The sequence below is a fragment of the Achromobacter sp. 1012554356 genome, from assembly GCF_059760815.1.
This window is the reverse complement of record NZ_JCBANC010000001.1, coordinates 152,389-166,276: the sequence shown is the minus strand read 5'-3', so window position 1 is coordinate 166,276 and position 13,888 is coordinate 152,389. Positions and strand designations below refer to the sequence as shown.

The following is a 13,888-nucleotide window of genomic DNA, read 5'->3' as shown; positions in this document are numbered from 1 at the left end:
AAGCAGGCCGCAAGGCAGGGATGGCATCGTCCGTTCGCAGCACGTTTCTGAAGTTGTTGGCGCCAGCGCTGATCGCCGGCATGGTCCTGACCGGAGCCGCCGCGCCCGCTCAGGCCGCGGACTTCCCGGGTGACAAGCCCATCAGCCTGGTCGTGCCTTTCCCCGCTGGCGGCGGCACCGACTTCATCGGGCGCCTGCTCGCCTCCGAGATGGGCAAGGCGCTCAAGACCACCATCGTGGTTGAGAACAAGGGCGGCGCCAACAGCAACATCGGAACCGCCTATGTGACCCAGGCGCGGCCCGACGGTCACACGCTGCTGGTGTCGGGCGTGGGCATCGCCACCAACCAGGGCCTTTACAGCAAGCTGCCCTACAAGCTCGATCAGCTCGACCAGATCGCGATCCTCGCCTTCGGCGCGGACGTACTTGTGACCGCGCCCGGCTTTCCGGCCAAGACGCTGGCCGAGTTCGTGGCACTGGTGCACAAGGAGCCCGGCAAGTACTCCTACGCCTCATCGGGCAACGGCACCACCGGCCATCTAGGCATGGAAATGCTTAAGCAGCGCGCCAAGCTCGACATCATGCATGTGCCGTACAACGGAGGCTCGGCCGCCATCAACGACGTGCTCGCGGGCCGCGTCGACGTGCTGTTCGTCAATCAGGACACGGCGCTGCCGCACGTGCGCGCCGGAAAGCTGCGCGCGCTTGCCATCGGCAGCGCCAAGCGCAATCCCACCTATCCCGACACGCCCACGGTGGCCGAAACCGGCTATCCGGGCTTTTCCTCCGAATACTGGTTTGGCCTGTCCGCCCCGGCCGGCGTGCCGGCGCCGGTGTTCCAGCAACTGTTCGAGGCCACCCGCACCGCCATGCAGTCGCCCGCCATTCAGGAAAAGCTTGGCGCCGTGGGTCTGGTGATTCCGCAACTCACGGATCGCAAGCAATTCGTGACGCTGGTGGATGCCGAAGTAGAGAAGTGGGGCGAGGTAGTACGGGTGTCGGGCGCACGTATCGATTGATATCTGACGCCACACGGTCCGGGCTAGCCGAGCCGCGTGCGAAGACCTGACGCCAGATCGGGGCCGCTTGCGCGGCCCCGTTGTCATTCCCTGCCGGCGTGCCCCGGCGCGGCGTCGATCGGCGCCAGGAAGTTAAGCCGCGTGAGCGTGTCGCGCGTGATGTCCACGATGGAATCGATATGCGCGCCGTGCGACGCGGTGAGATACGAGATATAGAAGCGTGCCGGCGGGATCGGCGGATCCGCGGGCAGGGCGCGCAACACGCCCATCGTGAGCATGTCCTGCAGCAACGGCACCGGCAGGATGCCGATGGCGTGGCCAGCCGCGATCAGGCGCGAGATCAGCGCCAGCGAATTGGTGGTGCTCGGCCCCGACATATCGACGCCGCCCGAGGCCAGCCAATTTTCAACCACGGTGTACAGCGTGGAAGGCGGCGAGTGCGTGGCGATGTGATGGCCGCGCGCATGCTCGGCGCGAAACGGATCGGCCGTGATGTGCAGCGTGGGCGAGGCCACCCAGTGAAACGTCATCCAGCCGATGAACACGTCGGTAATGGTGTCGCCAGTGGCCGGATTCGTCAGCAGCGCCATGTCCAGCTCGCCCGCGTTGAGCTTGCTGTTGAGCACCGATCCCACGTCCACCGTCATCTCCAGCGCGAGCGAGGGATAGTGTTCCTTGAGCTGCGCGATCACGGCGGTCAGGCCCACATTGGCCGAGCACTCGTCCGCGCCCAGCCGCAGCTTGCCGCCCAGGCTGCGGTCCTTGCCAAAATGTTCGAGCTGGCGCGTGCTGTGCAGCGCGCTCTCGGCGTGGCGCAGCGCCGATTGGCCCACGTCGGTCAGCGTCACCCGCTGGCGCGAGCGATCAAAGAGCTGCACCTCGAGCGCGCCTTCGAGTTCGCGGAGGCGTGCCGAGACGGCCGGCTGCGTCACGTGCAGATGGCGCGCGGCCGCGTGGATGCTGCCCAGCTTGGCGGTCCAGTAAAAGGCCTCAAGCTGGCTTAGGGTAATCCGCATGATAAGAACTCTTTTTCAAACTGCGCCGAAACTTTGATTATTGGCCCGGAAAGCCCGCGTGATACCTTTTTTTCACCGGCTTCCGAGCCTTTTTCATTGTAGTGAAGACGACACGATGTATCTGATTCATCCCATGCCCGCGCCGTTGCCGCCCGAGGATCTGGCACTGCTGCTGAAGGCGGAGCCGGCCACCATCGGCCACTTCCAGACCACCGGTTTCATGCGTGGCGACATCCGTGCGCATCAGCAGGACGTGCGCATCGCCGGGCCGGCCGTGACGGTGCGCATGCCCGGCAACGATGGCGGCATTCTGCACCATGCGATGGCCTGCGTGCGCCCCGGCGACGTGCTGGTGATCGACCGGGCCGGCGAGGCCGTGACGGCGGCCTTTGGCGGCGCGATGGCCTACGCCGCCAAGCAGGCCGGCGTGGCCGGCATCATCGTGGACGGCCTGGTGACCGACCTGGGCGAATTGCGCCAGCACGGCATGCCGGTGTGGTCGCGCGGACCTTCTCCCATCACCACGCGCCTCTTGGGTCACGAGGGCGAGTTCTGCGGCACGATTCATTGCGGCGGCGTGTCGGTATGGCCTGGCGCGGCCGTGCTGGCCGACGAGAACGGCGTGCTGGTGCTTGATCGCGCAGCGGTGCGCGCCGCCGCACAGCAAGCCATCGACTTTCAGACTCAGGAACAGACCACCCTGGCGCGCCTGCGCGCCGGCGAGAAATTCCCCGACATCGTGGGCTCGCGCGCGCTGATTGAACGCGCCATCGCAGCGGCCCAAGGAGCAAACACATGAGCATCGACCTCGACGTCACCGACCTCGCACAGCGCCTGCGCCGCCGCGAGCTGCGATCCGAAGCGCTGGTGAGCGACTACCTTGCACGCATCGCCGCGCTCGACGGCTGGCTGCACGCCTATGTGGCCGTGTTCGCCGACGAGGCGCTGGCCGCCGCGCGCGCAGCCGACCTGCAATTGGACCAGGGCATCTGGCTCGGCCCGCTGCACGGCGTGCCGATCGCGCTGAAGGACCTGATCGACATCGCAGGCCATCCGACCACCATCGGCTCGCCGATCCACGCCAATACCATCGCCTCGCGCACGGCCGACCTGGTGCAGCAGTTGCAGCGCGCCGGCGCCATCATCCTGGGCAAGACCCACATGGTGCAGTTCGCCATGGGCGCGTGGGGTCCGAATCAGCACATGGGCACGCCCCGCAATCCCTGGGATGACCGCGTGCACCGCATTCCCGGCGGATCGAGCAGTGGCTCGGCCGTCGCGGTGGCCGGACGCCTGGCTCCGGCCGCCATTGGCACCGACACCGGAGGCTCGGTGCGCGTGCCCGCCAGCTACTGCGGCATCACAGGCTTCAAGCCGACCGTGGGCCGCATTTCCGCACGCGGCGTGGTCACGCTGAGCCAGACCCTCGACAGCGTCGGCATTTTCGCGCACAGCGCCGCGGACGCGCGCGTGGTGTTCGACGCGCTGACGCCGGCCGCACCGGGCGAGTGGCGCGAGCCCCTCGACGCGTCGCGCTTCGGCATCGCCGGCGTCACGCTCGGCCGTCTGCCAGAGGCCTTCCTGACCGACGTCACGCCCGCCGTGCGACGCGCCTATGAAGAATCCATCGCGCTGTATCAGAGCCTTGGCGCGCAGATCGTGGAAATCACGCCGCCCGCCACGCTGTCCGAGTTCAAGGCCGTGACGGGCGACATCATGATGACCGAAGGCGTGGCCTCGTTCGAGCGCGAGATGACCGACCTCGACCTTCCCGTCGACGACTCAGTGCGGCCGCGCCTGCTTGCTGCCCTCGGCGTGCCGGCGCTGCGTTACCTCGCTGCGCTGCGCGAGCGCGACCGTCTGCAGGCGGCGATGGAAGCGCGGCTGCAGGGCGTGGCGGGGCTGCTCACGCCCACCACGCTTACCACCGCGCTGCCGCTCGACGAGGTCGATCACGGCAACGCGCCGGTGCACTACACACGCATCGGCAATCTGTTGCAGATGTGCGGCGTATCGGTGCCCAACGGCCGCGACGACGCGGATCTGCCCACCGGCCTGCAGATTCTCTGCCCGGGCGGCGAAGACCGGCTGGCGCTGTTCTTGGCCGAGGTGTTCCAGCGTCATTCCGATTGGCATCGCGTGCGCGCCGACACCCGCGCACCGGCGACCGCGGCATAACCCGATGCCGTGGCAGGGCGCGCGCGGCGCGCGCCCATACACAAACAGGGGGAAAACATGAAACGAAGCATTCTGGCGGCGCTGCTGGCGGCCGTCGCAACCTCGTTCGCCGCGGCCGGATCCGCCCGCGCCCAGACCGCTGCCTTGCCCGAGACCCACTTTGCGGTCGTCGGCGGCGGCAGCCACAACTACACCTTCGGCGCGGTTGAAAAGCCGTTCTGGGAAAAGACGCTACCCGAGGCCTCCGGCGGCCAGGTCACAGCCGAACTGATCGGCCTGTCCGAGAGCGGCCTGAAAGGCCCCGAGATCGTGCGCCTCATGCGCGCCGGCGCGCTCGACGTCGGCATGGGCGTGTTCGCCTTCGTCAGCGGCGACGACCCCACCTTCGAGGGGGTGGACCTGCCCGGCATGGCGACCGACTACGCCACGGCGCGCAAGATGGTGGCGGCCTACCGGCCGGTGCTGGAACAGCGCATGCTCAAGCGCCACGGCGTGCGGCTGCTGGCCACCGTGCCGTACACCGCGCAGGTGTTTTTCTGCCGCGCGCCGGTAAAGACCCTAGCCGATCTGAAGGGACGCAAGGTGCGCACCCGCGGCAGCAACATGGCCGAATACGTGCGCGCGTTGGGCGCCTCGCCGGTGACCATACCGTTTGCCGAGGTCATTCCCGCGCTGCAGACCGGTGTGGTCGATTGCGCGGTGACCGGCATCGGCTCGGGCAACGCCGCGAAGTGGTACGACGTCGCCAAGAATCTGTATCTGCTCCCCATCGACTGGTCTATCGGCTTCTACGCCATCGCCGAACGCCGCTGGCAGAAGCTGGATCCCGCCGTGCAGCAGTTCATGCTCAAGGAGGCGCAGGTGCTGGAAGAGCGCCTGTGGGACGAGACCGGCCGCGAGGGCGACTATGCGCTCGCCTGCAACACCGGACAGGGCGAATGCCGCATCCACACGCAGGCCGACATGCAAGCCACCGCGCCCTCCGAAGCCGAGCGCGACACATTGCGCGAGGTGGCCACCGAGATGGCGAGCCGCTGGGCGCGGCGCTGCGGCGAGGAATGCGCCGCCAACTGGAGCGCGTCCGTGGGCCAGGCCCTGGGCGTGACGCTGCGCTGAACTTCAAGGAACTCTCATGACGACAGAAACGCATGCTTCGTTACGCCTCATCGAGCGCGTGTCCCGCATAGGCGCATGGCTAGGCGGCCTCGGGCTGCTGCTGGTGTCCTGGCTCATCGTGGCCGACCTGATCGCACGCAAGGTCGCGGGCGTCTCGCTCGGCGGCGCCGACGAGCTGGCCGGCTACACGCTGGCGGTGGCCAGCGCCTGGGCCTTTCCCATCACCTTGCTACGCCGCTCGCACATCCGGGTCGACGTGGTCTACACGCATCTTCCCGCCAAGACGCGCGTCGTGCTCGACCTGTTCGCGCTGGCTTGCCTGGGCCTGTTCGTGGGCACGCTGACGTGGCACGCATGGTTCGTGCTGGCCGACTCCATCGCCTTCCAGTCGGTGTCCAACACGCCGCTGCAGGTGCCGCAATGGATCCCGCAATCGCTCTGGTTCGCCGGCTACGCGTTCTTCCTGCTCACCATCGTGGTGCTCGGCGCCAGCGCGCTGGGCCGCGTGATGCGCGGCCGCTGGCAGGCGGTCAATGCGCTGATCGGCATCCACTCGGTGGAAGAGGGCATCGAAGAAGAAACCGCCGACGCACCCGTACCCGCGCGCACGCAACCCCAGGAGTGAGCCATGCTGATAATGACGATTTCCATGCTGCTCGGCCTCCTGGCGCTGAGCGTGACCGCGGCCGCCACCGTGGGCCTCCTGGGCATGAGCCTGGCCGGCGTCTATTCCCCGCTGAAACTGACCAACGCCATCGGTGAACTGGCCTGGGGCACCAGCGCCGAATTCCTGCTGGTGGCGATTCCGCTTTATGTCCTGATGGGCGAGTTGCTGGTGCATTCCGGCGTGGCCGGCCGCATGTACGGCGCCGTGTCCAAGTGGGTGTCGTGGCTGCCGGGCGGACTGATGAACGCCAACATCGGCGCCTCGGCCCTGTTCTCGGCCACCAGCGGCTCAAGCGTCGCCACCGCCGCCACCATCGCTACGCTGGCGCTGCCCGAACAGCGCAAGTCGGGCTACAACGCGCCGCTGTTCCTGGGCTCGATCGCGGCCGGGGGCACGCTCGGCATCCTGATCCCGCCGTCGATCAACATGATCGTGTACGCGCTGATCGCCAACGTATCGGTGCCCAAGCTCTACCTGGCCGCCACACTGCCCGGCATCCTGCTCACCGCGCTCTTCATCGCACTGATCGTGGGCCTGTGCCTGTGGCGTCCGGGCCTCGCCGGCAAACGCCCCACGGTGAGCTGGGCCGAACGCATCGCCGCCCTGCCGCACCTGGTGCCGCCGCTCGCGATCTTCGCGCTGGTGATTGGCGTGATCTACGGCGGCATCGCCACCGCCAGCGAGTCGGCCGCGCTCGGCGTGGTGGCCGCCACCCTGCTGTGCGCCTACAAGCGCGTGCTGACGTGGGAAATGCTGGGCCGCGCATTCGAAGCCACACTGCGCACCACCGGCATGATCATCCTGATCACGCTGGCCGCGTTCTTCCTGAACTTCGTGCTGTCCTCAATCGGCCTGACCACCTTGCTGGTCAATGCCGTGACCAGCCTGGACCTGCCGCCGCTGGGCATGATGCTGGCCATCATCCTGTTCTACATCCTGCTCGGCTGCTTCATGGACACGCTTGCCATGCTGGTCACCACCGCGCCGCTCACCGTGCCCATCGTCATGGCGCTGGGCTACGACCCGGTGTGGTTCGGCGTGCTGCTGATCGTGCTGTGCGAAATGGGCCAGCTCACGCCGCCGTTCGGCATGAATCTGTTCGTCGTGCACAGCGTGCGCGGGCAGGGCAAATTCATGGATGTGGTGGTGGGCGTGCTGCCGTTCCTGGCGATGCTGTTGCTGATGATCGTGCTGTTGCTGGCAGTGCCGCAACTGGCGCTGTGGTTGCCGGGAAAGATGGCTACGCTTTGAGGGCGGGGCTTTGCCCCGCCCAGGGCATGCCCACCTTCAGTGACTGATCATCCATGGCCGCGCGCCAGCGAAGGTTTTTCCGCCGTCAGCGGTCTGGCGCGTTCGGCCCGCGGCATTCGCGCCTGAGCAACAACCGCACCCCATGCCGTGGCCCGCACGGGTGCTGCGGGGTTCGTGGGCCGCGCGTTCGTTGACGGCGCGGGCGCGGTTCATTGCTGACGACAGCGCCGAGACTGCTGGCGCCCCGCTGACACAACGCTCGCAGGCGACACCGCATTCGGGGCAGGACGCAAGGTCACGCCATTGCGACAAAGGCCTCAGCACAGAGAACTCGCCGCAGTCCTGGCAGCGATAGTCATAGAGCGGCATGCGGGGCTCCTCAAAGGTCTTTGGCGATGGGCATGTCCATGCCACGCTTGATCTGCGGCACGTCGCCCAGCGCATTGGGCTGGATGTCGATGTCGAAGATCTCGGTCGGCAGCCACAACGTCGCGCAGGCATTGGGAATGTCCACCACGCCGCTGATGTGGCCCTGCACGGGGGCCGTACCCAGGATCGAGTACGCCTGCGCGCCCGAATAGCCAAACTTCTTCAGGTATTCGATCGCGTTCAGGCAAGCCTGGCGATAGGCAATGTGCACGTCCAGATAATGCTGCTTGCCGCCTTCATCGACCGAAATGCCTTCGAAGATCAGGTAGTCCTTGTAGTTGGGCGTGATGGGGCTGGGCTTGAAGATGGGATTGCGAATGCCGTACTTGGCCATGCCGCCCTTGATGAGCGACACCCGCATATGGACCCAACCCGCCATTTCGATGGCGCCGCAGAAGGTGATCTCGCCATCGCCCTGCGAGAAGTGCAGGTCACCGACCGACAGACCGCCGCCTTTGACGTAGACCGGGAAGAACACCCGGGAACCGCGCGACAGATCCTTGATGTCGCAGTTGCCGCCGTGCTCGCGCGGCGGCACGGTACGTGCGCCGGTGGCGGCGGCGCGATCCCGCTCGGCGCCCTTGAGCTTGCCCATGTGCGCCGTCTTGGGCGCCGGCGGATTGGCCAGGGGCGGAACGCGCTCCGGATCGCTGTCTATCAGCTTCTGTTCACGCTCATTCCACTTATCCAGAAGTGCCTGGTCCGGCAGGCAACCGATCAAGCCCGGGTGGATCAGGCCAGCGAAGCGCACACCAGGGATATGGCGCGAGGTCGTGAACATGCCTTCGAAATCCCAGATCGATTTCTGCGCGGAGGGGAAGTGTTCGGTCAGAAAACCGCCGCCATTGTTCTTGCTGAAAAAGCCGTTGAAGCCCCACAGGCTTTCCTGCTTGGCGCCGATATCCAGCAAGTCCACCACCAGCAAGTCGCCGGGCTCGGCGCCTTCGACGCCGACCGGGCCGGACAGGAAGTGCACCGTGGACAGGTCCACGTCGCGCACATCGGAGGCATCGTCATCATTCTTGATCGCCCCGCCGGTCCAGTCGTAGGTTTCCAGCACGAAATCATCGCCTGGCCTGACCCACGTCGCCATGGGGATATCCGGATGCCAGCGATTGTGCACGCCTTCGTTTTCGTAGGGGGATTGGGCCAGGTCGACCTTGATCAGGGTTTCAGGCATGTCATGCTCCTTTGAGTGGAAAACGGCTTCAGACAGACAGGTATTTGCTGATCGTCTTCTCGTCAACGCGCTCGCGCGGGTCTTCGTGCACGAAGCGCCCCTTGTCGATCACGATGAGCCGATCGGCGATCTGCATGGTGAAACTCAATACTTGTTCGGACACCACAATGGCCAGATTGCGCAGTTTGCGGATTTCCAGCAGGCTGCGGGCGATGTCCTTGATGATGGACGGCTGTATGCCCTCGGTGGGCTCGTCCAGCAGCAGCACACGCGGGTTCGTGACCAAAGCGCGGGCGATGGCAAGCTGCTGCTGCTGCCCGCCCGACAGGTCGCCGCCACGCCGGGCACGCATGTCGTGCAACACCGGAAACAGGGCGTAGATGTCTTCCGGTATGGTGTTGCGCAGTGCCCGCCCGCGCATCCCGGTGCGGATGTTTTCCTCGACGGTCAACGTCGGAAAGATCATGCGGCCCTGCGGCACGTAAGCCACCCCGCTGCGCACGCGCTGGTGGCTCTCCAGGCGCTCCAGCGCCTTACCGTCCAGCGAGATCGAGCCATGCAGGGTGGGCAGCATGCCCATCATGGTCTTGAACAGCGTGGTCTTGCCCATGCCGTTTCGGCCCATCACGGCGACGATTTCACCGGAAGCCACGGCAAGGTCGACGCCGTGGATGACTTTGCTTTGGCCATAGCCTGAAACCAGGCCAGCGATATTGAACATATTGCCTCCTGGCCTCAATGGCCGAGATAGACTTCAATGACGCGTGGATCGGACTGCACCTTTTCCATGCTGCCCTCGGCCAGCACCTGGCCTTGATGCAGCACCGTGACCTTGTGCGCGATGTTCTTGACGAACTCCATGTCATGCTCGATCACGATGAGCGATCGGTTGCGGCTGATTCGATTGAGCAGTTCGGCGGTGCGCTCGCGCTCGGACACGCTCATGCCGGCCACCGGTTCGTCCAGCATCATCAGCTCGGGCTCCTGCATCAGCAGCATGCCGATTTCCAGCCATTGCTTCTGACCGTGCGAGAGCAACTCAGCCGAGCGGTCGAGCTGGTCGGCCAGAAAAATCTCCTCCGCCACCTGCTCGACCCGCTCAAGCACGGCCGGACTGCGCCTGAAGGTCAACGCGCCCAGCACGCTGCGGCCGGCCGGGAACGACACCTCCAGGTTCTCGCGCACGGAAAGGGTTTCGTAGATGGAAGGGGTCTGGAACTTGCGGCCCACGCCGGCGCGCACGATTTCATATTCGGCCAGGCCGGTCAGCTCCGTGTCCTTGAAGCGGATGGAGCCGGCGGTGGCCTTGGTGCGGCCGCAGATCAGATCCAGCAGCGTGGTCTTGCCGGCGCCATTGGGACCGATGATCACGCGCAGCTCTCCCTGATCGACATAAAGATTGAGGTCATTGACGGCGACGAAGCCGTTGAACGAGACGGTCAGGCCCTCGATGTACAACGCGAACGCTGATGGGTTCATGCTGCCTCCGCGGCGCCATCCGCCTGCCGGCGCGATGCTTTGCGCGCCAGCCGCTTCTGGGTGTATTGGTGATACAGACCGGCCAGTCCATTGGGGAAGGCCATCACGACGGCAATGAAAAGGCCGCCCATCAGGAATAGCCATAGCTGCGGGAAACTCTCGGAGAAATAGCTTTTGCCGAAGTTGACCAGCAGCGTGCCGTAGACCGCCCCCAGCAGCGACAGGCGGCCGCCGACCGCGGCGAAGATGACCATCTCAATGGAAGGCACGATCCCCACGAAGGAAGGCGACATGAAACCGACCTGCAGGGTGAACATGGCCCCGCCTATGGCCGAGAACACGGCCGCCACGCAGAAGACAAAGACCTTGAAGCTGGCGACGTCATAGCCCGAGAAGCGCACGCGTTCTTCCTTGTCGCGCATGGCCATCAAGAGCTTGCCCAGTTTGGACGAGAGCAGGTAGCGGCCAAACAGGATGCAGGCAAACAACAGCACGCCGCTGATGAAGTACAGCGTCAGCCGGGCGCTGTCCGTGCGGATATCCCAGCCCAGCAGCGTCTTCAGATCCGTGATGCCATTGACGCCGCCGGTCCAGCCTTGCTGGCCAATGATGAGGACAGACAGGATCAGCGCCACAGCCTGCGTCACAATGGCGAAATAGGTGTCGCCCACGCGGCGTTTGAACATGGCCACGCCCAGGATCAACGCCAGCAGGCAGGGCAGCACCGGCACCGCCATCAATGTGAACCAGAAGCTTTTGAACGGCACCCAGAACCAGGGAAGCGAGGTCAGCTGGTTCCAGTCCATGAAGTCAGGGATGCCGGGCGTGGACTGGATCTTGGTGGCCTCCGGCGTCGAGGCTTCCAGCTTCAGGAACATGGCCATGCAATAGCCGCCCAGACCGAAAAACACGCCCTGGCCCAGGCTCAGGATGCCGCCATAGCCCCAGCACAGCACCAGGCCCAGCGCGACAAAGGCATAGGACAGGTATTTGCCGATCAGGTTGAGCCGGAAGACGTCCAGACCCAGCGGAAACACCACAAAGAGCAGCAGCGCCAGAATCGCCAGCCCGGCCAGCCCTTCGCGCCCACCCACGACATTGCGGAAGAATTTCTTCATGATGCGCTCCCTACTTGCGTACCTTGATGCTGAACAGGCCTTGCGGACGCAGCATCAGAATGATCACGATGGCCGACAGGGTCAGCACCTTTGCCATCGAACCCGTCATGAAGAACTCCGAGATCGATTGCGTCTGCGCGATGACGAAGGCCGACGCGATGGTGCCAAAAAGGCTGGCCGCGCCGCCGAACACCACTGTCAGGAAGGTGTCGACGATGTAGAGCGAACCGCTCGTGGGGCCGGTGGAACCGATGGTCGTGAAGGCCGCGCCGGCAATGCCTGCGATACCGCAACCGAGCGAGAACGTCACGCGGTCCACGCGCTTCGTATCGATGCCGACCGCGCCGCTCATGGCGCGGTTCTGCACCGTGGCGCGCACATGCAGGCCCCAGGTCGAGCGGAACAACGCCAGGAGCAGCGCGCCCGTCAGCACGATGCTGATGGACATGACGAACAGGCCGTTGATCGGGATGTCCACGCCGTCCAGCGGTTGCCAGGAACCCATCAGCCATTCAGGCAGCGTGGGGCTGACTTCACGTGGACCGAACAGCGAGCGCAGCGTTTGCTGCAGCACCAGCGACAAGCCCCAGGTCGCAAGCAGCGTGTCCAGCGGCCGGCGGTAGAGATGACGGATCATCAGCCACTCGACCAGCCACCCCAGGCTGAAGGTCACGGCAAAGGCCAACAGGATGGCGACGAAGAAGTAGGCCGGCATCAGGCCGGGCGCGTACTGCTGGACCAGTTCGGAACAGAGATAGGTGCAATAGGCGCCCACCGCCAGGAACTCGCCATGGGCCATGTTGATGACGCCCATCTGGCCAAAGATGATCGCCAAGCCCAAGGCCATCAGCAAAAGCACACTGAAGACCGATAAACCGTTGAAGCCCTGCATCAGCAGGATGGCCCCGAGATCGGAGAAGGATTCCATGGATGGCTCCCGGCAGTGAAGAGGCGCCGAGCGGGGCGCCCGGATCGAGGTGATTACTGATAGCCCTTGGGGAAGGGATCGGGCTTGATCAGCTCCGGGGTCTCGAAGATCACGTCAAACTGGCCGTCCTTGCGGATCTGGGCGATCCGGGTCTTGCTCCACAGGTGGTGGTTGGGGTCGATCTTGACGTAGCCTTCGGGCGCCTCCTTGAATTCCAGGCCGGCCGAGGCGGCGACCACCTTGTCGACATCAAAGCTGCCGGCCTTTTCCACGGCCATCTTCCACAGCCAGGGTCCCAGATAGGCTGCCTGGGTCACATCGCCGATCACGGCGTTGGCGCCGTACCTGGCCTTGAAGGCTTCAACGAATTTCTTGTTGTTGGCATTGTCCAGGCTCTGGAAGTACTTCATGCACGACCAGAAACCCTCGGCGTTCTCACCGCCGATCCCCAGCAATTCATCTTCGGTCACCGAGATCGTCAGGAGCTTTTGTTTGCCGCTCGTGACGCCAGCCGCCTTGAGCTGTTTGTAGAAGGACACATTGCTGCCGCCTACCACCACGGCAAACACGACATCGGGCTTTTTCAGCTTGATCTTGTTGATCAGCGAGCCGAATTGCGTGTGACCCAGCGGGTAGTATTCCTCGCCGACCACTTCGCCCTTGAGCACGTTCTCGATATGCTTGCGCGCAATCTTGTTTGAGGTGCGCGGCCAGATGTAATCGGAGCCGATCAGGTAGAACGAGCGCGCCTTCTGCTCGCGCGCCAGCCAGTCCAGACTGGACAGAATCTGTTGCGTGGCCTCCTGGCCGGTATAAAAAACGTTCTTGGACTGCTCCAGGCCTTCATAGAAGGTCGGGTAGTAGAGCAGGCCATTTTCTTTCTCGAACACCGGCAGGACCGCCTTGCGCGAGGCCGAGGTCCAGCAGCCGAACACGGTGGCGACCTTGTCGCTGACCAGCAGTTTGCGGGCCTTCTCGGCAAAGGTCGGCCAGTCGGAGGCGCCGTCTTCCTGAACGATCTTGATCTTGCGGCCCAGGATGCCGCCCATGGCATTGATCTGCTCGATCGCCAGGCGTTCGGATTGAATCGACCCCGTTTCGCTGATGGCCATGGTGCCGGTCGCCGAGTGCAACTGGCCTACCGTGACCTCGGTGTCGGTAATGGCCAGCCCGGTGGTGTTGATGGCCGAGGTGGCCGGGGCCGCCGCGCGCGACAGCGCCGGTATGGTCAATAGCGGCAGGGAGGCAAGGGCCAGGGCCAGACGCCGGCGCGAAGGCAGCTCCGGAGCGTTATCAAAACGGGTTTTGCCAGACATCGATGACTCCTCAATGGATCACGACCAGGGAAACCGAGCATGCGCGGCACATGCCGCAGCCCGGAGGGTGAGGGCATACTAGGAGCCGATGACGCAGTGCAACATACGTTGATTGACGTAGAGGCAGGCGCGCCCCCGGGCGTTACAACGGCAACTACGTTCAATGACGTATCCCCAACGCCCCCCGGAGC

14 protein-coding genes are annotated in these 13,888 nt (G+C 64.9%); 6 read left to right on the top strand and 8 right to left on the bottom strand.

What is annotated here, in order from left to right; translation table 11 throughout:
- Positions 1-20: 20 nt before the first annotated feature.
- Positions 21-1,019: a Bug family tripartite tricarboxylate transporter substrate binding protein gene (locus tag AC6LJW_RS00775; protein ID WP_498086191.1), complete on the top strand. Its 999-nt coding sequence runs from the start codon at positions 21-23 to the stop codon at positions 1,017-1,019.
- A gap of 83 nt (positions 1,020-1,102) precedes the next feature.
- On the opposite strand, the gene AC6LJW_RS00770 is transcribed toward AC6LJW_RS00775, so the two are convergent.
- Positions 1,103-2,035, bottom strand: coding sequence for a LysR family transcriptional regulator (locus AC6LJW_RS00770; protein WP_427984323.1), 933 nt, complete (start codon positions 2,033-2,035; stop codon positions 1,103-1,105).
- A 115-nt stretch (positions 2,036-2,150) separates the two neighbouring features.
- Here AC6LJW_RS00770 and AC6LJW_RS00765 point away from each other — a divergent pair, with 115 nt between their 5' ends.
- Genes AC6LJW_RS00765 through AC6LJW_RS00745 form a run of 5 tightly spaced genes read left to right on the top strand, consistent with a single transcriptional unit; the run spans position 2,151 to position 7,247 of the window.
- Complete coding sequence (locus AC6LJW_RS00765) at positions 2,151-2,834, top strand: RraA family protein (RefSeq protein ID WP_498086190.1); 684 nt, start codon at positions 2,151-2,153, stop codon at positions 2,832-2,834.
- On the top strand, positions 2,831-4,213 hold the full coding sequence (locus AC6LJW_RS00760) for an amidase (protein ID WP_498086189.1): 1,383 nt from the start codon (positions 2,831-2,833) through the stop codon (positions 4,211-4,213). Before AC6LJW_RS00765 ends, AC6LJW_RS00760 begins: the two co-directional genes overlap by 4 nt.
- 57 nt (positions 4,214-4,270) lie before the next feature.
- A complete protein-coding gene (locus tag AC6LJW_RS00755; RefSeq protein WP_056565419.1) occupies positions 4,271-5,329 on the top strand; it encodes a TRAP transporter substrate-binding protein in 1,059 nt (352 codons plus the stop codon).
- 16 nt (positions 5,330-5,345) lie between these two features.
- Positions 5,346-5,954, top strand: a complete 609-nt coding sequence (locus tag AC6LJW_RS00750; RefSeq protein WP_056565422.1) for a TRAP transporter small permease subunit — start codon at positions 5,346-5,348, stop codon at positions 5,952-5,954.
- A gap of 3 nt (positions 5,955-5,957) precedes the next feature.
- Positions 5,958-7,247 carry a TRAP transporter large permease gene (locus AC6LJW_RS00745; RefSeq protein WP_498086188.1) on the top strand — a complete coding sequence of 430 codons (1,290 nt, stop codon included), beginning with the start codon at positions 5,958-5,960 and terminating at the stop codon, positions 7,245-7,247.
- A gap of 36 nt (positions 7,248-7,283) precedes the next feature.
- On the opposite strand, the gene AC6LJW_RS00740 is transcribed toward AC6LJW_RS00745, so the two are convergent.
- The 7 genes from AC6LJW_RS00740 to urtA are packed head-to-tail and all read right to left on the bottom strand — an operon-like array spanning position 7,284 to position 13,697.
- Positions 7,284-7,616 (bottom strand): zinc ribbon domain-containing protein, encoded by a 333-nt coding sequence (locus AC6LJW_RS00740; RefSeq protein ID WP_082578904.1) that lies wholly within the window; start codon positions 7,614-7,616, stop codon positions 7,284-7,286.
- Between the two features lie 10 nt (positions 7,617-7,626).
- Entirely contained in the window at positions 7,627-8,856 is a 1,230-nt protein-coding gene (fmdA, locus tag AC6LJW_RS00735) for a formamidase (RefSeq protein ID WP_056565426.1), read from the bottom strand.
- Between the two features lie 28 nt (positions 8,857-8,884).
- Positions 8,885-9,577 (bottom strand): urea ABC transporter ATP-binding subunit UrtE, encoded by a 693-nt coding sequence (urtE, locus tag AC6LJW_RS00730; protein ID WP_056565429.1) that lies wholly within the window; start codon positions 9,575-9,577, stop codon positions 8,885-8,887.
- A 14-nt stretch (positions 9,578-9,591) separates the two neighbouring features.
- A complete protein-coding gene (urtD, locus tag AC6LJW_RS00725; RefSeq protein WP_498086187.1) occupies positions 9,592-10,335 on the bottom strand; it encodes an urea ABC transporter ATP-binding protein UrtD in 744 nt (247 codons plus the stop codon).
- Entirely contained in the window at positions 10,332-11,453 is a 1,122-nt protein-coding gene (gene urtC, locus AC6LJW_RS00720) for an urea ABC transporter permease subunit UrtC (protein ID WP_498086186.1), read from the bottom strand. The genes urtD and urtC overlap by 4 nt, the downstream gene beginning before the upstream one ends.
- A 10-nt stretch (positions 11,454-11,463) precedes the next feature.
- Positions 11,464-12,381 (bottom strand): urea ABC transporter permease subunit UrtB, encoded by a 918-nt coding sequence (urtB, locus tag AC6LJW_RS00715; RefSeq protein ID WP_056565439.1) that lies wholly within the window; start codon positions 12,379-12,381, stop codon positions 11,464-11,466.
- 53 nt (positions 12,382-12,434) lie between these two features.
- On the bottom strand, positions 12,435-13,697 hold the full coding sequence (gene urtA / locus AC6LJW_RS00710; RefSeq protein ID WP_498086185.1) for an urea ABC transporter substrate-binding protein: 1,263 nt from the start codon (positions 13,695-13,697) through the stop codon (positions 12,435-12,437).
- Positions 13,698-13,888 lie beyond the last annotated feature (191 nt).